Raw genomic sequence first — 20640 nt, 5'->3', positions numbered from 1 at the left:
CCGCCATGACCCCGCCCGCCCCTTCCTATCGTGTCGCCATCATCGGCGGCGGCCCCGCCGGGCTGATGGCCGCCGAAGTGCTCGGCCAGGCCGGGGTCGCCGTCGATCTGTACGACGCCATGCCTTCGCTGGGTCGCAAGTTCCTCCTCGCTGGGGTCGGTGGCATGAACATCACCCATGCCGAGGACTACCCCGCCTTCGTCAACCGCTACGGAGCACGCGCCGGCGAGCTGCGCCCGCGGCTGGACGCCTTCACCCCGGGCGCGCTACGCGAATGGATTCACGGGCTGGGTATCGACACCTTCGTCGGCAGCTCCGGCCGGGTTTTCCCGACCGACATGAAGGCCGCGCCGCTGCTGCGCGCCTGGCTCAAGCGTCTGCGCGAAAGCGGCGTGCAGCTGCACACCCGCCAGCGTTGGCTGGGCTGGGATGAGCACGGCGCGCTGCGTATCGCCGGCCCGGAAGGCGAAACCCGAGTCGAGGCACACGCCACCCTGCTCGCCCTCGGCGGCGGCAGCTGGGCGCGACTGGGCTCGGATGGCGCCTGGGTGCCGTTGCTGCAAAACCGCGGAATCACCATCGCACCGCTGCAGCCGGCCAACTGTGGCTTCGAGGTAGCAGGCTGGAGCGCCCACCTCATCGAGAAATTCGCCGGAGCGCCGCTGAAGACGGTCAGCCTCGCGCTGCCGGGCGCTGCGCCGCGCAGGGGCGAGTTCGTGCTCACCGCCAGCGGCATCGAGGGCAGCCTGGTCTATGCGCTCTCGTCGCCGATCCGCGAGACGATCAATCGCGACGGTGCCGCCACAGTGCTGCTCGACCTGCTCCCGGATCGCAGCCAGGCGCAGATCGCTGATGCGCTGGCCAAACCGCGGGGTTCGCAGTCGATGGCCAAGCACCTGCACCGCCAACTGAAGCTCGATGGCGTCAAGGCGGCACTGTTGCGCGAGCTGACCGATGCCGCGACCTTTCAGCAGCCGCAGGCCCTGGCGGCGGCGATCAAGGCGCTGCCCATCCGCCTGCTGCGCCCGCGCCCGCTGGACGAGGCCATCAGCAGCGCCGGCGGCGTGCCATTCGAAGTGCTGGATGACAACCTCATGCTGCGCCAGCTGCCCGGCGTGTTCTGCGCCGGCGAGATGCTCGACTGGGAAGCCCCCACCGGCGGCTATCTGCTGACCGCCTGTTTCGCCAGCGGCCGAGCGGCTGCCGAAGGCATGCTGCGCTGGCTGCGCGACCACTAGCCACCTCGCCTTGCCGGCATTGCGCTGCTAGCTTCAGTGGTATCGAGCGCGCCATTGCACCCCCATCGGCGCACCGCACACACGCGAGGCAACCCGATGGCCGTCAACGCAATTCCGGTGGATCAACGCGTCATCGACATCGACTCCCGGCGCTTCGCCTCGATCGAGAAGGCGCTGGTCGAGCTGATCACCAACAGCGACGACAGCTACGCCCGACTGGAGGCGGAGGGTGTGGCAGTTTCCGGGCAGATCCTCGTGCAGTACGAGCGTCACAGGCGCGGCGCTCTGCTGGCCGTCACCGACCAGGCCCAGGGCATGCCGTTTGCCACCGCCTGCTTCATTCTCAGCTATGGCGGCGCGCACAGCCCGCTGGCGAAGGGCACTGGTGGCGGGCGCGGCTATTTCGGCCGCGGCCTGAAACAGGCGATCTTCGGCCTCGGCTACGGTTGGCTGGAAACCATCCATGAAGGGCGGCTGTCGCGGATCGAGCTGTTCCGTGCGGAAAACGGAGGCTACCTCTACGACGACGGCGGCCAGGACCGCGCGGTGACCGAGCGCGACCGCGAACGCCTCGGGATCGCCGGCAATGGCACGCGCGTGGCCATCGTCATCGAAAGCAGCCAGGTCAGCATTTCCCAGTTCGGCGCACTGGTCGACTCGCTGGCCAACAACATCTACCTGCGCGACGTGCTGAACCGCCGGTACCTCGAGCTGGCGCATCTGCGCGATGGTGTGGAGATCGAGCGCAGCGGGCGGATTCGTTTCGAGGAGCCGCCATCGCTGCTGCTGCTCGGCCCCGAGCTGCCATGCGAGTTCCACTGCAACGGGCAGACCTTTCCCTTCAGCCTGACGCTCAAGCGCGCGCTGGATGCGCAACTGGTGCCGCGCGGAGACGAGCGCACCAGCGGCCTGCTGGTGCTGTCGGGCACCGCGGTACTGGACTGCCAGCTGTTCGACCACGAAAACCAGGTCGGCACCGAATACCTGTTCGGCACGCTGAGCTGCCCGGCATTGATCGAACAGCTAGGCCAGGGCGTGGCGGTGATCAGCGACGAGCGCGCCGGGCTGAACCTGAAGACACCTTTGGTGGCCGCGCTCGCCCACGCCGTCAGTCAGCTGATCGCTCCCTTCGTGATGGCCGAGCAGGAAAAGCTCAGGCACCTGGAGCGCGCCACCACTTCCGGGCGCACCGCGCACATGATCGAGCACCTGTTGCAGCGCATGAACCAGGCGGCCATCCACGACTTCGGCATCCTTGCGCCGGCCAGCACGCCGACGGCAAACCTTTCGTCCGCCGACAGCTCGCCAGCCGCGCTGCGCTTCAGTACGCCGTTCTACTACCGCCAGCCGGGTCACCCGTTCCACATCCGCTTGCTGCTCGATCCGCAGCAACTGCCACCGGACGCGATCCTGCAGGTAGACGCTACGCTCAGCGAGGGGCTGAGCATCGATCCGCCACCCGCGGCGATTCCGCTACAGACGGTACGCGACAAGCCTTGCATGGAATGGACGCTCAGCGGCCAGTCGACGGCCGACCACGGTGAGATCGTCGTGCGCGCCGGCAACTACCTGGCCTGGTGCGAAATCGTCATCGCCGAACACGCCTCCGCGCATCCCCATCACCACCGAAACGGGCAACACCCGTCCGCGCAGCAGCGCAAATCGCGCGATCACGGCGAAGCCATGTTCACCGGCTACGAGTTCCGCTATCTGGGCGAGGACGTGGATCGTGCGGTGTACAGCGCGGAAGAACGCAAGATCCTGATCAACACTGCCGCGCCCACTGTACAGCTGTACGTCGACGGCCACGGCAACTTCCGCGATTCCGCCCGCTTGCTGCTCGCCGAGCTGTTCATGGACGTGATCGCCGAGGAACTGGCACGCTGGAAACTCGACAGGATCGGACAGGCCGGCGATGTCGCCGCGTTCCATGCGGCCAAGGGCGAGATCATCCGCCGCTACGGCAGCGACATCCACCTGTCCTTCATGCGCGGCTGAGGCCAACCGCCGGGCGATTGGCCGCGCGGTGCCCTACATCTTCAGCACGATCCGCCCTTCGATGCGGCCGGCGCGCATGTCATCGAGGATCTGGTTGATGTTGTCGAGGCTGTCGGTGTGGATGGTCGCCTTGACCAGTCCCTCGCCCGCGAAGTCCAGTGCCTCCTGCAGGTCGGCGCGGGTGCCGACGATGGAGCCGGTGATGCTGATCGCCTTGAGCACCACATCGAAGATCGGCGTCGGGAAATCTCCCGGCGGCAGGCCGACCAGGGCCACGGTGCCACGCCGGCGGGCCATACCGATGGCCTGGCCGAAGGCGCTGTTGGACACGGCGGTCACCAGCACGCCATGGGCACCGCCGATGTCGCGCTGCACCACTTCCACGGGGTTTTCCGTGCGCGCGTTGATGGTCAGATTGGCGCCCAGGCGCTTGGCCAGCTCGAGCTTGGCATCATCTACATCCACCGCCACCACGTGCAGCCCCATGGCCTTGGCGTACTGCACGGCGACATGGCCAAGGCCGCCGATACCGGAGATCACCACCCATTGCCCGGGTCGGGCCCCGGTGACTTTAAGGCCCTTGTAGACGGTGACCCCAGCACAGAGGATCGGCGCGATCTCGTCGAACTCCACGTTCTTCGGCAGGATGCCTACATAGTTCGGATCAGCCAGCACGTACTCGGCGTAGCCACCGTTCACCGAATAGCCGGTGTTCTGCTGGCCCTCGCAGAGGGTTTCCCAGCCGGTTAGGCAGTGCTCGCAGCAACCGCAGGCGGTATACAGCCAGGGCACACCGACGCGATCACCCTCCTTGACACGTGTTACGCCGGCGCCAACGGCCGCCACATGACCTACACCTTCGTGGCCGGGAATGAACGGCAGGGCTGGCTTGACCGGCCAATCGCCCTCGGCGGCATGCAGGTCGGTGTGGCATACGCCGGAAGCGGCAATCTTCACCAGGATCTGTCCTGGGCCGGGCATCGGCACCTTGACTTCCTCGAGGCGCAGCGGCTCACCGAAGGCGTGAACGACTGCAGCTTTCATGGTTTGGGTCATGGGCTTGCTCCTTGATTCGGGACGTTCGAGTCTGCATTGGGCAGACCGGAGCAAGCCTAGACCCAGATCAATCATCACGCGACGCTCTAGACCGCCCGTCGAGCGGTATCGGCCTCATATCCGACGGCCGCGGCCCGGGGCAGTACCTATTGCTGGCAACCGCCTGCACCTGGCGAACCCGAGATGTGGATGGTGGCTCTGGCAGTGATTGGCGCATTCACCAGCGCCGACGCACAAGCGGGCCCGGCCCGGGCTACGCCGTAACCGGCAGATTCCCGTGTAGCCAACTCAGCGTATCCGCGCCCTACGGGTTACGCTCCATGCGGATTTCAACCAGGCTGCCGTCAATGACGCGCAGATGGTGGTGCGCGCCGTATCGCGGGCCGTAGGCCCAGCGGTCGATCCTGACGGCACCCGGTTGTACGACGCCGTCGCTGCGCAGCGACGGTTCTTCGAAGGTTTGGCTATCGGCGGGCCCGCACTTGGCCTCGACCTGCTCACGTGTGTCACCCAGATGAACCAAGCGCGTGCCACACCTCATGGAAGCCTCTGCAGCCGCGCCAAACAGCGCGCCAGCCAGCAGTATGAGTGCGGCCGTCTTGCTACCCATGCATCGTTATCCCCACATGCAGCGCCTTAGCACCTGGTTCGAAAGAGCTTAGCCCGTGCCTCTACGATGCTCAGCGCTTCTTCGCAGGCTTGCCACCACCCAGGCTCGGCACCTTGCGAATGGGTTTGGCGTTGGGCTTTTCGCTCTCGTCGAACCAGTTGCCGAGATGGATCTTGCCCTTGCCGCCGGCATCCTTGGGCTTTTTCGGTTTCTTCGGCTTCTTGATGATCTGCCCGCCCAGTGTGGTGGTCGGCACACGATGGTCCGGCACGAAGCCCAGCTCGTCGTGGCGCGGCAGCACCTGGTTGATCAGGGTTTCGATGGCGGCGAGCTGATCGACTTCATCGGCACTGACCAGGGAAACCGCTTCGCCCGTGGCGCCGGCGCGACCGGTACGGCCGATGCGGTGCACGTAATCCTCGGCGACGATCGGCAGGTCGAAGTTGACCACCTGCGGCAGATCATGGATGTCCAGCCCGCGCGCGGCGACATCGGTCGCCACCAGCACCTGCACTTCGCCCGCCTTGAAGCGCTCCAGCGCCCGCAGTCGAGAGGCCTGTGGCTTGTCGCCGTGGATCGCATCGCTGGAAATGCCCGCAGCCTGCAGCTCGTCGACCAGCTGATCGACGCCCTTGCGCGTCTTGACGAACACCAGCACCTGGCCCCAGCGCTTATCTGCCAGCAGGTGCAGGAACAGTTCGCTCTTGCGCTTCTTGTCCACCGGCACCAGCCATTGCTTGACCGTCTTCGCCGCGGCATTGCGCGGGCTGACCTCGACTGACAGCGGATCGCGCAGCAGCTCGCGGGCCATCTGCCGGATCGGCTCGGAAAAGGTCGCGGAGAACAGCAGGGTCTGGCGCTTCTTCGGCAGGGCTGAGAACAGCTGGTCCAGCTCATCGGCAAAGCCCAGATCGAGCATGCGATCGGCCTCGTCGAGCACCAGCGCCTGCAGCTGATTGAAGCCCACCGCATTCTGCCGGTACAGATCGAGCAGGCGACCGGGCGTCGCCACCAGCACGTCGATGCCCTTGCGCAGCGCCATCATCTGCGGATTGATGCTGACCCCGCCGTACACCGCGTAGGTGCGCAGCGGCAGATTCTGCCCGTACACGCGAAAGCTCTCGTGGACCTGCTCGGCCAGCTCGCGGGTCGGCACCAGTACCAGCGCGCGCACCGAATTGCTTGCCACCTTGGCGCCGTGCATGGTCAGGCGCTGCAGCAATGGCAGGGCGAAACCGGCGGTCTTGCCGGTGCCGGTCTGCGCCGCCGCCATCAGGTCGCGGCCCTTGAGCACGGCAGGTATGGCTTCGGCCTGAACCGGCGTCGGCTTGCGATAGTCGAGGGTTTCCAGGGTCCGCAGCAGCGGATCGATCAGGCCCAGGGAGGCGAAAGTCATGGCAGGCTCGCAGCGCCGTTTCGGCGGGATGAAAAAAGAGCGGATTCTAGCAGCAGCCCGGCAGCGCTCGCTCAGCCACACCTCATGGGCGAGAAAAACCGCTTGAGCGGATTTACGTTTTGCCACCACCCGACGGTGGCGGCGAACAACGCACTGCCGCAGGATAGGCGCGGCGCCGCGGCGTCAAACAATTACCTTCACGGAGACATCGATGGAAGCGCTGCTCGCCCACGGCCCCTTTGCCGAATTCGCCCTGTTGCTGATCATCTCGGCGGTGGTCGGCGCGATTGCCGTGAGCTTGCGTCAGCCTTTGCTGATCTCCTACATCGTGGTCGGCATCCTGCTGGGCCCGGCGGTGTTCGGCCCGGTCAACGCCACGGATCAGATCCATCTACTGGCCGAAGTCGGCGTTGCCGTGCTGCTGTTCGTCGTCGGCCTCAAGCTCGACCTCGCGCATATCCGCAACATCGGCCCGGTGGCGCTGGCCACCGGGCTCGGGCAGCTGACGTTCACCATTGTGTTCGGCTTCGCGCTGACCCTGCTGATGGGCAAGAGCGCCATGGAGGCGATCTACATCGCAGTGGCGCTGACCTTCTCCAGCACCATCATCATCGTCAAGCTGCTCTCGGATAAACACGAGCTGGACTCGCTGCACGGGCGCATTGCGGTCGGCTTCCTGATCGTTCAGGACCTGGCCGTGGTGCTGGCGATGATGACCATGAGCGCCCTGCGCGGCGCCGGCGATGCCGGCTGGGCCGAGGTGTCCGGCTCGCTGCTGCTGCGCCTGGGCGGTGCGGCCGTGCTGCTCTACCTGCTGATGCGCTACGTGCTGCCGAATCTGGTCAGCCGCATGGCGCGTTCGCAGGAGCTGCTACTGATCTTCGCCATTGCCTGGGGCACCGGGCTGGCCGCGCTGGGCGAGTACAGCGGCTTCAGCAAGGAGGCCGGGGCCTTCGTCGCCGGCTTCTCGCTGGCCTCCACGTCCTACCGTGAAGCGATGAATGCGCGACTGACCGGCATCCGCGATTTCATGCTGCTGTTCTTCTTCATCGACCTGGGCGGAAAACTGGATTTCTCCACCCTCGGCAACGAGATCCTGCCGGCGATAGTGCTGGCGCTATTCGTACTGATCGGCAACCCGCTGATCGTCATGGCGATCATGGGCTACATGGGTTATCGCAAGCGCACCGGCTTTCTCGCCGGGCTGACCGTGGCGCAGATCAGCGAGTTCTCCATCGTCTTCGTCGCCATGGGCATCACCCTTGGCCATGTCGGGCCGGAGGCGCTGGGGCTGACCACTCTGGTCGGGCTGGTCACCATCATGCTCTCGACCTACATGATCCTGTTCTCGCAACCGCTCTACGAACGGCTGGCGCCCTGGCTCGGCGTGTTCGAACGCAAGCGCCCCTATCGCGAACTGGAAGTGGAGGCGCAGGGCAAACCGCAGGGCCATCCGCGCATCATCATCTTCGGTCTGGGCCGTTATGGCTCGCGCCTGCTGCAGCAGCTGGCGGCGGCGCGGATGCCGGTGCTCGGTGTGGACTTCGACCCGGAAGCCGTGCGCACCCTGCGTCGCAGCAGGCTGCCGGTGCGTTTCGGCGATGGCGAGGACCCGAGCTTTCTCGAGTCGCTACCGCTGCAGCATGCCGAATGGGTGGTCACCAGCTTTCCGCAGTGGGAGGCCAATCGTGCCTTTCTGCATGCACTCAAGCATGCCGGCTTCCAGGGCAAGATCGCCGGTGTGGTACGTGATGACCAGCATGGCAAGGCACTGAATGCGGCAGGCGTCGCCCGTGTGCTAAACCCCTTCACCGATGCGGCGGACTTCGCCGCGCGCAGCCTGATCGAGGAGCTGGGGCAGAAGCCAAACCACTGACCCGCGGCGGCAAGGGATTCGAGGCCGTCATGCACACAGTACTGGCAGACCAGTGGCCTTCAGTGATCGAATGCACAGCCGCTAACCTGCTATCAGCCGGTCCAATCGAGTGCGCCCATGAGTTCGAGCAACACCAGCAACAACCCTGCTCCAGCCGGATCTCCGTGCCACGGCGCCGCCGAGCATGGAGCCTGCCCCAGTTGCGCCAGTGGCGAACGCCTGGGCTTCGGCTTCAGCTACGCCTTCCAGCCGATCGTCGACCTGCGCAGCCGGCAGATATTCGCCCATGAGGCACTGGTACGCGGTCTCGGCGGCGAGCCGGCGTCCAGCGTGCTGTCACAGGTCAACGAAGACAATCGGTTCCGCTTCGACCAGGCCGGTCGGGTCAAGGCGATCAAGACCGCTTCCAGGCTGGGCATGCAGAGCAGACTGTCGATCAATTTCATGCCCAACGCGATCTACCGCCCAGAGCTGTGCATCCGCTCCACACTGGAAACCGCCCGCGCCCATGACTTTCCCATCGAGCGGATCATCTTCGAGACCGTCGAAGGCGAGCGCATCAGCGATGGAAGATGGCTGACCGAAGTGTTCCGCGAATACCAGCGCATTGGCTTTCTCACCGCCATCGACGACTTCGGTGCGGGCTTCGCCGGGCTCAACCTGCTGGCCGACTTCCAGCCGGACATCATCAAGCTGGACATGGACCTGATCCGCGGCATCGACCAGAGCCGCACACGCCAGGCCATCGTCAGGGCGACGGTGGCGATGTGCGAAGAACTGGGCATTCAGGTGATCGGCGAGGGTGTCGAAACCGCAGACGAATGCAGCGCCCTGTTCGATCTGGGCATCCATCTGATGCAGGGTTATCTGTTCGGCAGGCCGTTGTTCGAAGCCTGCGGTCAGGCGGAACAGCTCGCCTGGCCGCAGTGAGGCGTCAACCGCGCAGCAGCTTGAGCAGTTCCTGCGCCGCCGCTTCCGATGAGGCTGGGTTCTGCCCGGTCACCAGCAAACCGTCGACCTGCACATAGGGCTTCCAGTCCTCGCCCTTACTGTACTGGCCACCGCGTTCACGCAGGCGGTCTTCCAGCAGAAACGGCACCACTTCGGTCAGCTCCACACCGGCTTCCTCGCCATTGGTGAAGCCGGTGACCCGCTTGCCCTTGACCAGATACTCGCCATCCTTGCCGCGCACCTCGGTCAGCGCCGCCGGTGCATGGCAGACCGCGGCCACCGGCTTGTCGGCCTTGACGAAGGATTCGATCAGCGCGATGGAGGACGGGTTATCCACCAGATCCCACAACGGGCCGTGGCCGCCCGGGTAGAACACCGCATCGAAGTCCTCGGCGGAAACCTGATCCAGACGATAGGTGTTGGCCAGCAACGTCTGCGCCTCGCCATCGCCGTTGAAGCGCTCGGTCGCTTCGGTCTGGGCGTCAGGCTCGTCGCTTTTCGGGTCGAGCGGCGGCTCGCCACCCTTGGGCGAGGCCAGCACCACCTGCGCGCCGGCATCCAGGAAGACGTAATACGGCGCGGCGAATTCCTCCAGCCAGAAGCCGGTCTGTTTGCCGGTGTCACCCAGCTGGTCGTGGGACGTGAGCACGATGAGAATTTTCATGGAGCCTCCTTGTTGAAGCGCGACGTGAACAGTTGAGACTGCCGCCACGAGCACATTGCTCCGCGAGCAAAACACATCCATGAAAAAGGGCGCCGCAGCGCCCTCTAGAACCACCGTTCCGGTCAGATACGGAAGCTGTCCACCAGCTGCTTGAGCCGGCGCGCCTGCTGGTCCAGGTCGCCGCAGGCGCGCAAGGTCGACTGCAGGTTCTCCACGCCCTGCTGGTTCAGCGTGTTGATCTCGGTGATGTCCATGTTCAGCGACTCGATCACCGCGGTTTGTTCCTCGGTGGCGGTGGCCACCGACTGGTTCATGCCGTCGATCTCGCCGATGCGCTGAGTGACCTCGCCGAGGCGCTCGCCGGCGCGGTCGGCGATTGAGACGCTCGACTCGCTCTGGCGCTGGCTTTCGGTCATGGTCTGCACCGAGGCGCCGGCGCCGACCTGCAGCTGTTCGATCATCTGCTGGATTTCCTGCGCCGAACTCTGGGTGCGGTGCGCCAAGTTGCGCACCTCGTCGGCGACCACGGCGAAACCGCGTCCCGCCTCACCGGCCCGTGCCGCCTCGATGGCGGCATTCAGCGCGAGCAGGTTGGTCTGCTCGGAAATGCCCTTGATCACCTCGAGAATCTGGCCAATGTCGACGGTCTTGGCGTTGAGCGCTTCGATCTGCGCACAGGACGCACTGATCTTCGCCGACAGCTCGCGCATCGCGGCAATGTTCTGCTCCACCACCTGGCGACCGTCCTCGGCCTGATGCCGCGCACCGCTGGCCTGCTGCGAGGCATCGGCCGCGTTGCGCGCGATCTCCTGCGCGGCGGCGCCGAGTTCGTTGATCGCTGCCGCCACGCTGTTGGTGCGGCTGGCCTGCTCATCGGAGTTGGCCATCGAGGAGTTGGACGCTGCCAACACCCGGGCGGCAACCTCATTGACCTGCTGCGTCGCGGAGGACACTTCGCGGATGGAGGTATGAATACGCTCGACGAAGCGGTTGAACGCCGAGGCCAGTTCGCCGAATTCGTCCTTCGACTGCACCGCCAGCCGCCGGGTCAGATCGCCCTCACCTTCGGCGATGTTGGCCATGGCGCGGCCCATGTCAGTCAACGGACGCATCAGCACGCGCATCAGCATGCCGAGCAACAGCAAGATGAACGTTACGGCGGCAATGGTAGCGATCAGTGCAGTGGTACGAAAACTGGCCAGCGCGGCATAGGCCTTGTCGCGATCCAGCGATATGCCGACATACCACTGCACCGAAGGTAGGCCCTTGACCGGGCTGAAACTGAGGATGCGCGGCGCCCCATTGAGCTGCACCTCGACATAGCGGCTGTCGAGCGACGGAGTGTTTTGTGGATAGATGTCACGCAGCGACTGCATCACCCGCTTGCTGTCTGGATGGACCAGTACCTTGCCATCGGCACTGATCAGAAAGGCATAACCCAGGCCGTCGAAGTCCAGTGCGTTAAGCATCTCCACCAGCGTCTTCAGTCCAAGATCCCCGCCGACCACGCCCAGCGTACGCCCACCGTTCTTTGCTGGCGTGGCTACTGTTACCACCAGTTCGTCCAGCGTGGCATCTACATAGGGCTCGGTCAGCGTCGTGCCATTTGCGGACAAGGCGTCCTTGTACCAGGGGCGCGTACGCGCATCGTAGTCAGCCGGCATTTCCTCGTAGGGACGCAGGATGTAGCTGCCATCCGCCCCGCCGAGATAGGTAAACATGAAGGTTGAGGCCAGCGCGCGCTGCTCGAACAGATCGCCTGCACGTTCCGTACTACCGTCACTGCCGATGGTCTGCGCCGCGCTTTCCACCAGAAGGATGCGCCCAGACAGCCAGTTCTGGATGTTATGCGCCGTCACCTCACCCATCTCGTCGAGATAGCTTTCCAGATTCGCGCGGATGGCGTTGCGCTGCAGATAATCGTTGTACAGCGTGAAGAGTGCGAAGGTAGTGATAACCACCAGAGAAGCAGCCAACAGAATCTTCTGGCTGAACTTGAGATTTAAGGGCATGGGACGTCCTGTGTGACTTCTAAAACCGGCGTCCTGCAGGTGCTTGCCGTCCCTGTATCAGTTCCCTTCGGCTGCCGCAGAGGAAACTTGAGCATTTGCCTCATCCATCTTTCAGTCCACCACCTTCTCGCAATCGCAGAAACAAAAACGCCAGCCTCGCGGCTGGCGTTTAGCAGGCTTGTGCAGTGGCCTCAGCGCCCGGCCAGCGCCGGCATCACTCGCGGGCGCAGCAGCTCGCCGACCAGGGTGAGTGCACCGATCGCGCCGGCGATCCAGTACCAGCGCTGCAGCGGGTCGAAGCCCAGCCAGCCGAGGGCGTGCAGGAACACCATCAGGATCAGCACCGGGCAGACGTAGCGGACCATGAACAGCCATAGCGCGTAGCCCAGCGGCGGCAGATTGAGCTCGTCGCGCATGATCTCGCTGCGCAGTGCGTAACCGGCCAGCAGCACAGTGAAGATCCCGCCCAGCGGCATCATCCAGCGCGAGGTCAGGTAATCCAGCCAGTCGAAGAAGTTCTTGCCCATCGGCGTCCAGCCGGACATGAGGTTGAACGAGAGCATCGCCAGCATGCTGATCACCAGCAGTACCGCACCCGAGCCCATCGCCGCCTTCAGGCGCGAGATGCCGTGCTTCTCATTGAGATAGGCAACGGTGGCTTCGATCATCGAGATCGCCGAGGTCAGCGCTGCAATCGATACCATGGCGAAGAACAGCACGCCGAACGCAGTGCCGAACGGCATCTGCTGGAAGGCCAGCGGCAGGCTCATGAAGATCAGGCCGGGGCCGGCGGTCGGGTCCATGCCATTGGCGAAGATGATCGGGAAGATCGCCAGGCCCGCCAGCAGCGCCACGCACGTGTCGGCGATGGCGACCATGAAGGTGGTGCGGGCGATGGATTGGTCATCCGGAATATACGAGCCGTAGGTAAGGATCGCCCCGGACGCCAGACTGAGGGTAAAGAAGGCGTGACCGAGCGCGGCCAGCAGCGCCTCGCCGGTGATCTTCGAGGTGTCGAAGCTGAACAGGAAGGCGAAGCCCTGATCGAAGCCGCCACTGGTCACCGCGTAGCCCACCAGGATCAGCAGCAGCACGGCCAGGCCCGGCATCATCCAGCGCACCGCGTTTTCGATGCCCTTCTGCACGCCCTTGGCGACGATCCACAGGGTCAGCAGTGCCACCAACAGGCTCCAGCCGCCGAGCTGCCAGGGGTTGGAGTTGTGCGCCTCGAATACGCCGCCCAATGCCTCGACACTGGTCGCGGCCAGGGAGCCGTCGAGCATCTTCACCGTGTAGGCGAAGGCCCAGCCGGCGACCACGACATAGAAGCAGAGGATCAGGAAGCCGGCCGTCATGGCCATGCCGCCAACCGCCTTCCACAGCGGGTTGCCGTTGTTCTCGCGGACCACCCGGCCGATGGCGTCGATCGGGCTGCCACGGCCGCGGCGACCGATGGCGATCTCGCACATCATTACCGGTACGCCGATGGCGAGGATGCACAGCAGGTACATCAATACGAAGGCACCACCGCCGAACTCGCCGGTGATGTAGGGGAATTTCCAGATGTTGCCCAGGCCCACGGCGGAGCCGGTTGCCGCGAGGATGAAGCCCCAGCGCGACAGCCAGAGGTTCTTCGGTTTTTCACGAGTCATACGTCACCTGTTTGTTGTTATCTGTGACGGGATCGGGACCGTCGCGCAGGGCGCGACGGCGTGCAAGGCGGATTCAGTCGTTCATTGAGCGTCGGGCTGCACCTCCGGCGCGGCCTGCTGGAAGGCCGGAAGCGTCTCGCAGCGGGCAACGATCTCGAGAATGCGTGGATACGCCGCGAGGTCACAGGCAAAACGGCGCGCATTGTATACCTGCGGCACCAGGCATGCCTCCAGATAACCTGGCCGATCGTTCAGGGAAAGCTTGTCACCAAAGGTTTCCAGGCCCTGCTCCACCGCCGCCAGCCCCTGGCTGACCCAATGCCGATACCAGGCATTCTTCGCCTCGTCATCGACGCCCAGTTCGGCGCTGAGGTACTGCAGCACGCGCAGGTTGTTCAGCGGATGGATCTCGCAGGCGATGTGCATGGCCAGCGAGCGCACCTGGGCGCGCTCGACCGGATCGGCCGGCAGCAGCGCCGGTACTGGAAACACCTCGTCGAGGTACTCCAGGATCGCCAGCGACTGGCTGATGCGCGCGCCGCCATTGCCTTCGTCCACCAGCAGCGGCACCAGCTGCTGCGGGTTGAGGGCGCGGTAATCGGCCGCACGCTGCTGGCCGCCATCCTTGACCAGATGCACCGGCACCTGGCGGTAGACCAACCCCTTGAGGTTCAGCGCGATGCGCACCCGGTACGCAGCGCTGGAGCGCCAGTAGCCGTAGAGCGTCAGCTCAGTGCTCATAGCGCTCGACCTGCTGATCGATGGCGCCGAAGATGCTCTGCCCGGCGGCGTCGAACATCTCGATGCGCACCCGGTCGCCGAACTTGAGGAACGGCGTCTTCGCCTCGCCATACTCGATGACCTCGAGCATGCGCTTCTCGGCCAGGCAGGACGAGCCGGCGCTGCGGTCGTAGTTCGACACCGTACCCGAACCGATGATGGTGCCGGCGCCCAGCGGACGGGTGCGCGCGGCGTGGGCGACCAGGGTCGGGAAGTTGAAGGTCATGTCGGTGCCGGCATCCGGCTGGCCGAACAGCTCGCCGTTGATGTGCGAGACCAGCGGCCGATGCACCTTGCCGTCGCGCCAGGTTTCGCCTAACTCGTCCGGCGTCACCGCCACCGGCGAGAAGCTCGACGACGGCTTGCTCTGGTAGAAGCCGAAGCCCTTGGCCAGCTCGCCGGGGATCAGGTTGCGCAGCGACACGTCGTTGACCAGCATCAGCAGCTGGATGTGCGACGCCGCCTCGGCCGGCGTCGCACCCATGGGCACGTCGTCGGTGATCACCGCCAGCTCGCCTTCCAGGTCGATGCCCCAGGCCTCGTCGGCCAGGCTGATCGGGCTGTGCGGCGGGATAAAAGCATCGGCGCCGCCTTGGTACATCAGCGGGTCGTGCCAGAAGGATTCCGGCATCTCCGCACCACGCGCCTTGCGCACCAGCTCGACGTGGTTGACGTAGGCACTGCCGTCGGCCCAGTGATAGGCGCGCGGCAGCGGGCTGTGGCAGGCGGCCTGGTCGAAGGCGAAAGCGCCCTCCTCCAGCCCGTCGTTGAGACGCTGGTAGACCGCCTCCAGCTTCGGCTTGCAATAGTTCCAGTCATCCAGCGCGGCCTGCAGCGTGGCGGCGATCTGCGGCACTTTCACCGCCTGGGCGAGATCACGGGAGACGACGACGAGCACGCCGTCGCGGCCCTGGTTGAGGGTTGCGAGTTTCATCAGGATTCCTTGCCCGGCGCACGCCAGGAGTTGACGTATTCGGGAACATCGACGGCTGCGGCGGCCTCGCCGACTTCCAGCGCGCGGCGGGTGTCGATCATCACCGCCACCTCGTCGGCAAATGTCGCCGGGTCGTCGTGCGCCTTCTTCAGCGCCTTCGGATGCGGCCCGTGGGGGAAGCCGCAAGGGTGGAAGGTCACCATGCCCTGCTCGATGTTGTCGCGACTAAAGAAGTTGCCGCGGTGGTAGAACAGCACTTCGTCGTAGTCATCGTTGTTGTGGAAGAACGGCACCTTCAGCGCACCCGGATCGGATTCCACCGGCCGCGGGGTGAAGGTGCAGACCACGAAACCGTTGGCGACGAAGGTGGTGTGCGCTGACGGCGGCAGGTGGTAGCGATGGCTCATCAGCGGGCGGATGTCGCGCCAGTTGAGCCGTACCACGGTGTTGTCGCCGTGCCAGCCGACCACGTCCAGCGGGTTGTACGGGTAGGTCACGGTGGTGATCTGGTCGCGCCGCTTGATGCGGATCTGCCAGGGGTTCTCGTCCTGCTGCGCGCGAAAGGCATCATCCAGGCGCGGATGGTCGAGCACCGCGGCGTCGAAGATGGCATGCGGGCCCACCAGTCCCTTGTCCGGCAGCTGGTAGGCGCCGTCGGTGTTCTCGATCAACAGCATGAACACCGGCTGCGTCGCCTCAATGCGCCAGGCGGTGCCGCGCGGGATCATCAGGTAGTCGCCGTCGCGGAATTCCAGGTGACCGAAGTCGCAGTAGAAATGCCCGGCGCCTTCGTGGATGAACAGCAGTTCGTCACCGTCACCATTGCGCACCAGATGACGCATGGCGCCGTTGGTCTTCCACAGGCGCAGCTTGACGTCAGCGTTGTGCAGCGCCAGCGGCGCCTGCAGCGGGCAGTCGCCTTCGCTGGGGATCTGATTGAAGTTGAAGGCGTGCGGACGCAGCGGGCCTTCCCAGTCGATCCAGCCGGTCGGCGGATGCTTGTGATGCAGGTGCGAAGCCGGGCCGAAGAAGCCTTCGCGGCCCATTTCGCGCTCGTAGGTGCCCTGCGGAAAATCGCAGTGCGCCTGACGCGAAGTCTCACCCTCGCGGATGGGGAAACTGATCCATTTGCGGCTCATGTGCCTCTCCTCGTGATACCGCGTGATCTCAATGGCGGGGCAGTGGGTGCCGATGCGTAGGGTGGATGTCGCGAAGCACATCCACGCGTTGGTCGGCCCGACACAGACGCGTGGAAGATGCTTCGCAGTCTTCCACCCTACGCTCCGAACTTACTCGTCCGCCTTGATCACGCCGCGGCGCACCTGGTCTTCCTCGATGGATTCGAACAGCGCCTTGAAGTTGCCTTCGCCGAAGCCCTGGTTGCCCTTGCGCTGGATGATCTCGAAGAAGATCGGGCCGATCACCGTGTTGGTGAAAATCTGCAGAAGGATGCCGTCATCGCCCGGCGCGCCGTCAATCAGCAGGCTCAGCTCGCGCAGCTGGTCGAGCGGCTCGCCGTGGCCGGCGACGCGGGTGTCGACCTTCTCGTAGTAGGTGTCCGGGGTGGTCATGAAGTCCACGCCGTTGGCACGCAGGCGGCGCACGGTCTCGTAGATATCGTCGGTGGACAGCGCGATGTGCTGGATGCCCTCGCCGTGGTACTCGCGGATGAATTCCTCGATCTGCGACTTGTCGTCGGCCGACTCATTGATCGGGATGCGGATCTTGCCGCACGGCGCGGTCATGGCACGGGAAAACAGGCCGGTCAGCTTGCCCTCGATGTCGAAGTAGCGAATTTCGCGGAAGTTGGCGATGCGCTCGTAGAAGCCGGACCAGACATCCATCTGCCCGCGCATGACGTTGTGGGTCAGGTGGTCGATGCACATCAGGCCGACGGCGTTGTCGTTCGGCGTGCGCCCTTCGATGTACTCGAAGTCGACGTCGTAGATGCTCTTGTCGCCGTAGCGATCGACGAGATACAGCAGCGAGCCGCCGATGCCTTCGACACAGGGGATGTTCAGCTCGCCGAAGTTGGCGTGGCTGCCGACCAGCTTGGCGCCCTGGGATTCGACGTAGGCGGCGGCCTGGGCGGCATTCTTCACCCGGAAGGCCATGGCGCAGGCGCTCGGGCCGTGCTTTTCGCCGAAGGCGCGCACATGCCCGGTGGGGCTGCCGTTGAGCACGATGTTGATATCGTGCTGCTGGAACAGCCAGACCTCCTTGGAGCGGTGCTTGGCGGTTTCGGTAAAGCCCATCTGGGTGAACAGCGTGCGCAGCTGTTCGATGCCCTCGGCATTCGGCGCGGTGAATTCGACGAACTCGAAGCCGTCGGTACCGATGGGATTGTGCTGTTCGACCTTGTTCACGGCGTTCATATCGCCTCCTGATTATTGTTGTGAGGACTGCCGCTGCACGGCTTGGCTGGCCCCATCACACCCCAGGGCCGAGCGCCGAACAACGCTGTTTACGGGTACGGCAAGCATCCGGCGCCATCCCTGCTGTCAGGTTTTCCTTACAGCGCCTGTTTCGCTGGAAAGCCTGGCCCGGCGGCTTGCCAGGCGTAACGAAAAGCTGACAGAGCGGAGCGACAACCTGCCGCACATGTCATCTCCCGCTTAACCTGGCGCATAAAAAGGTGGGCTGAAGCCCACCCCATGAAGGCTTGCGTTGGCCTGCCTATGGGATGGACCTGAGCCCACCGAAACGGCTTCCTGAGAAGCCCGCAGCATTCTTGTAGGGTGGGCTTCAGCCCACCAGGCGACCCGCTAGATCAAGCCGAGCAGGTTGAGAAACACCAGCACGATGGCCACCGGCGTGCCGTAGCGCAGCAGGTTCCACCAGGCCTGGAACAGCCCGGCGTTGCGAATGCCGATGGCCTCGCTGACCACCTGACGCTGCAGCACCCAGCCGGTGAACAGCACGGTGCCCAGCCCGCCCAACGGCATCAGCCAGTTGGTGGTGAGGTAATCGAGGGTGTCGAAGAACGTCTTGCCGAACAGCTGGTAGTCCGCCCAGTGATTGAAGGAGAACACGCTGCCCAGGCTCAGCAGCCAGAGCACCAGACCACTGCCCAGCACGGCCTTGGTCCGGCTGATACGGAAGCGTTCGGTGAGCCAGGCGATGCTCGGCTCGGAGAGCGAGATGGCCGACGTCAGCGCGGCGATCACCAGCATCACGAAGAACAGCCCTCCGACGATTTGCCCCAGCGGCATCTGGCCGAAAGCTATCGGCAACGTGACAAAGATCAGCCCCGGCCCGGCACCCGGCTCCAGACCGTTGCCGAATACCAGCGGGAAGATCGCCAGGCCGGCCAGCAGCGCCACCGCGGTATCGGCCAGCGCCACCAGAATCGAAGTCTTGGCGATCGAGGTGCCTTCCGGCAGGTAGGAGCCGTAGACCATCATCGCGCCGCAGCCCAGGCTCAGGGTGAAGAAGGCATGACCGAGGGCGATCAGCACGCTCTGCGCGGTCAGCGCGGAGAAATCCGGCACGAAGAGAAACTGCAGCGCCTGGGCGAATTCGCCTTCGATGGCGGCGTAAACGACCAGCACCAGCATCAGCACGAACAGCCCTGGCATCAGAAAGCGCAGCGATCGCTCCAGCCCGCCGCGCACGCCGAAGCCGACGATCAGCATGGTCGCCGCCAGCACCAGCGTGGCGCAGACCACCAGGCGCAGCGGGTCCGCCAGCAGCGCGCCGAACAGCTCGCCGCTGGCCTCGCCGCTGACCCCGGCGAAGCCGCCGCTGAAGGTCGCCGGCACATAGGCCAGCGCCCAGCCAGCCACCACCAGATAGAAACTCAGGATGAGAAAGCCGGTCAGCCCGCCGAGCCAGCCGACCACGCGCCAGCGCGAACTGGCTCCGGCCTCGCGAGCCAGCCGAGCGACGGCGCCATCAGGGTTCGCCCGACCGCGACGGCCGATCATCACCTCGGTCATCAGCAGCGGAATGCCGATCAAGAGGATGCAGGCGAGGTAGACCAGAACGAAGGCGCCGCCGCCGTTCTGCCCGGTCACGTAGGGGAATTTCCAGATATTGCCCAGGCCCACCGCCGAGCCGGTGGCGGCGAGGAAGAACACCCAGCGCGAGGACCACAGGCCGCGGCTGGCGTTGTCTTGGATGCGTGCGCGCGCGCCGGCGAAGGTGCCGGCCGCGAGGCTGGTTTTATCGGTCATTGCGGATTCCTGCTTGTTGTTTTTGTCAGGGATGGTGCGAACGAACGGAGCGGGCGCAGCGCTGGCATTCAGAGCCCGCCGCCCCGCTCAGCGAAGGCCGGCGCACTCAGGCGCCCGGCCGGGATCACTCATGAAGCCTGGCGCTTGAACGCTTCGGTTTGCGGCACGCCACCGGCGTGCAGCCGCTCCAACGCCAGGCGATCGGCGATCACCGAAGTCGGTTCACCGCTGGCAGCGGAGCGGGTGAAGATCTCGCCCAGCGTGTCGCCGATGGCTTTCACATGGGCGTCGATCTGCGCGGCGCTGCCGCCGGTGCGCTGGTAGTAGACGTCGATGATGCCGCCGGCGTTGATCGCGTAGTCCGGCGCGTAGAGCTGGTTGCGCCGCTGCAGTTCGATGCCGATCTCGGCGGTTGCCAGCTGGTTGTTCGCCGCGCCGGCGATCACCGGGGCGCGCAGCACTTCCAGGGTCTGCTCGTTGAGGATGCCGCCCATGGCGCAGGGCGCGAAGACATCTACATCGAGCCCGTAGATGTCCTGCGGGCGCACCACGTTCGCGCCCACTTCCTCCATCGCCTGCTTGACGTTGGCGTCGAAGATATCCGCCACCCACAGTTCGGCACCGGCCGCCTTCAGGTGTCGCGCCAGACCCAGGCCGACATGGCCGACGCCCTGGATCGCCACCTTCAGCCCGGTCAGCTCGTCGCGACCGAGGCGCTGGCGCACCGCTTCCTTGAGGCCGACGAAAACGCCGTAGGCGGTAGACGGCGACGGGTCGCCGCTGGCGACGCTGCCGTCGAGCAGGGTGCGCGGCGTGGCGCCGACCACATGGCGGGTGCGCTGGGCAAAGGCCTGCATTTCGGCATCGCCGGTGCCGGAGTCGGCCGCGGTGATGTAGCGCCCGCCGAGGCTGTCGACGAAGTCGCCCATGGCGTGCAGCAGCGCCTGGCTCTTGCCGGTATGCGGGTCGCCGATGATCACCGCCTTGCCGCCGCCGAGCTTGAGCCCGGCCAGCGAGGATTTCAGCGTCATCCCGCGCGACAGCCGCAGCACATCGCGCAGGGCGTCGTCGTCACTGGCATAGGGGAACATCCGGCAGCCACCCAGCGCCGGCCCGAGGCGCGTGTCGTGGATGGCGATGATGGCTTTCAGACCCGACGCTTGGTCATGGCAGAAGACCACCTGCTCGTGGCGATCGAAGTCGGGGTGAGCGAAGACGGACATTTGGGTTACCTCGTTCATTGTTATTGGATTCAGGGCCTTGCTGTCGGGCCCCTCTGAAAACGGTTCTGGCTGAAA

The 20640-nt window shown here is 65.1% G+C and carries 16 protein-coding genes; 4 read left to right on the top strand and 12 right to left on the bottom strand.

The genetic code is table 11. From position 1 onward, the window contains the following. Positions 1-5: 5 nt before the first annotated feature. Positions 6-1238 (top strand): TIGR03862 family flavoprotein, encoded by a 1233-nt coding sequence (locus UIB01_RS03770; RefSeq protein ID WP_038657013.1) that lies wholly within the window; start codon positions 6-8, stop codon positions 1236-1238. Positions 1239-1334: 96 nt separating this feature from the next. Beyond that, positions 1335-3236, top strand: a complete 1902-nt coding sequence (locus tag UIB01_RS03765; RefSeq protein ID WP_038657011.1) for an ATP-binding protein — start codon at positions 1335-1337, stop codon at positions 3234-3236. 33 nt (positions 3237-3269) lie between these two features. Here UIB01_RS03765 and adhP read toward each other — a convergent pair whose 3' ends face one another. The 3 genes from adhP to rhlE1 form a co-directional block, all read right to left on the bottom strand. After that, positions 3270-4292: an alcohol dehydrogenase AdhP gene (gene adhP, locus UIB01_RS03760; RefSeq protein WP_038657009.1), complete on the bottom strand. Its 1023-nt coding sequence runs from the start codon at positions 4290-4292 to the stop codon at positions 3270-3272. A gap of 304 nt (positions 4293-4596) precedes the next feature. Then, on the bottom strand, positions 4597-4902 hold the full coding sequence (locus UIB01_RS03755; protein ID WP_038657007.1) for a DUF2845 domain-containing protein: 306 nt from the start codon (positions 4900-4902) through the stop codon (positions 4597-4599). Positions 4903-4972: 70 nt separating this feature from the next. Next, positions 4973-6298, bottom strand: a complete 1326-nt coding sequence (gene rhlE1, locus UIB01_RS03750; protein ID WP_038657005.1) for an RNA helicase RhlE1 — start codon at positions 6296-6298, stop codon at positions 4973-4975. Positions 6299-6509: 211 nt separating this feature from the next. Between rhlE1 and UIB01_RS03745 the strand changes: the two genes are divergently transcribed. Beyond that, positions 6510-8174, top strand: coding sequence for a cation:proton antiporter (locus UIB01_RS03745; protein WP_038657003.1), 1665 nt, complete (start codon positions 6510-6512; stop codon positions 8172-8174). 117 nt (positions 8175-8291) lie between these two features. Beyond that, complete coding sequence (gene rimA, locus UIB01_RS03740; RefSeq protein ID WP_038657002.1) at positions 8292-9104, top strand: S6 modification regulatory phosphodiesterase RimA; 813 nt, start codon at positions 8292-8294, stop codon at positions 9102-9104. Positions 9105-9108: 4 nt separating this feature from the next. Here rimA and UIB01_RS03735 read toward each other — a convergent pair whose 3' ends face one another. The 9 genes from UIB01_RS03735 to UIB01_RS03695 form a co-directional block, all read right to left on the bottom strand. After that, positions 9109-9789 carry a type 1 glutamine amidotransferase domain-containing protein gene (locus tag UIB01_RS03735; protein ID WP_038657000.1) on the bottom strand — a complete coding sequence of 227 codons (681 nt, stop codon included), beginning with the start codon at positions 9787-9789 and terminating at the stop codon, positions 9109-9111. A gap of 122 nt (positions 9790-9911) precedes the next feature. Next, on the bottom strand, positions 9912-11801 hold the full coding sequence (locus tag UIB01_RS03730; RefSeq protein WP_038656998.1) for a methyl-accepting chemotaxis protein: 1890 nt from the start codon (positions 11799-11801) through the stop codon (positions 9912-9914). Between the two features lie 191 nt (positions 11802-11992). Further along, positions 11993-13453, bottom strand: a complete 1461-nt coding sequence (locus tag UIB01_RS03725; protein ID WP_015278220.1) for a sodium-dependent transporter — start codon at positions 13451-13453, stop codon at positions 11993-11995. Between the two features lie 81 nt (positions 13454-13534). Further along, positions 13535-14194 (bottom strand): maleylacetoacetate isomerase, encoded by a 660-nt coding sequence (maiA, locus tag UIB01_RS03720; protein WP_038656994.1) that lies wholly within the window; start codon positions 14192-14194, stop codon positions 13535-13537. Beyond that, positions 14184-15167: a fumarylacetoacetate hydrolase family protein gene (locus UIB01_RS03715; protein ID WP_038656991.1), complete on the bottom strand. Its 984-nt coding sequence runs from the start codon at positions 15165-15167 to the stop codon at positions 14184-14186. The genes maiA and UIB01_RS03715 overlap by 11 nt, the downstream gene beginning before the upstream one ends. Beyond that, positions 15167-16306 (bottom strand): homogentisate 1,2-dioxygenase, encoded by a 1140-nt coding sequence (locus UIB01_RS03710; RefSeq protein ID WP_038656989.1) that lies wholly within the window; start codon positions 16304-16306, stop codon positions 15167-15169. Before UIB01_RS03710 ends, UIB01_RS03715 begins: the two co-directional genes overlap by 1 nt. Before the next feature lie 150 nt (positions 16307-16456). Continuing rightward, positions 16457-17542 carry a 4-hydroxyphenylpyruvate dioxygenase gene (gene hppD, locus UIB01_RS03705; protein WP_038656987.1) on the bottom strand — a complete coding sequence of 362 codons (1086 nt, stop codon included), beginning with the start codon at positions 17540-17542 and terminating at the stop codon, positions 16457-16459. Between the two features lie 390 nt (positions 17543-17932). Then, positions 17933-19342, bottom strand: a complete 1410-nt coding sequence (locus UIB01_RS03700) for a sodium-dependent transporter (RefSeq protein WP_038656985.1) — start codon at positions 19340-19342, stop codon at positions 17933-17935. 128 nt (positions 19343-19470) lie between these two features. Continuing rightward, complete coding sequence (locus tag UIB01_RS03695) at positions 19471-20565, bottom strand: Glu/Leu/Phe/Val dehydrogenase dimerization domain-containing protein (protein WP_038656983.1); 1095 nt, start codon at positions 20563-20565, stop codon at positions 19471-19473. Between the last annotated feature and the right edge of the window lie 75 nt (positions 20566-20640).

The organism is Stutzerimonas decontaminans, assembly GCF_000661915.1.
GTDB classification, from domain to species: Bacteria; Pseudomonadota; Gammaproteobacteria; order Pseudomonadales; family Pseudomonadaceae; genus Stutzerimonas; species Stutzerimonas decontaminans.
This window is presented reverse-complemented; position numbering and strand designations above follow the sequence as displayed.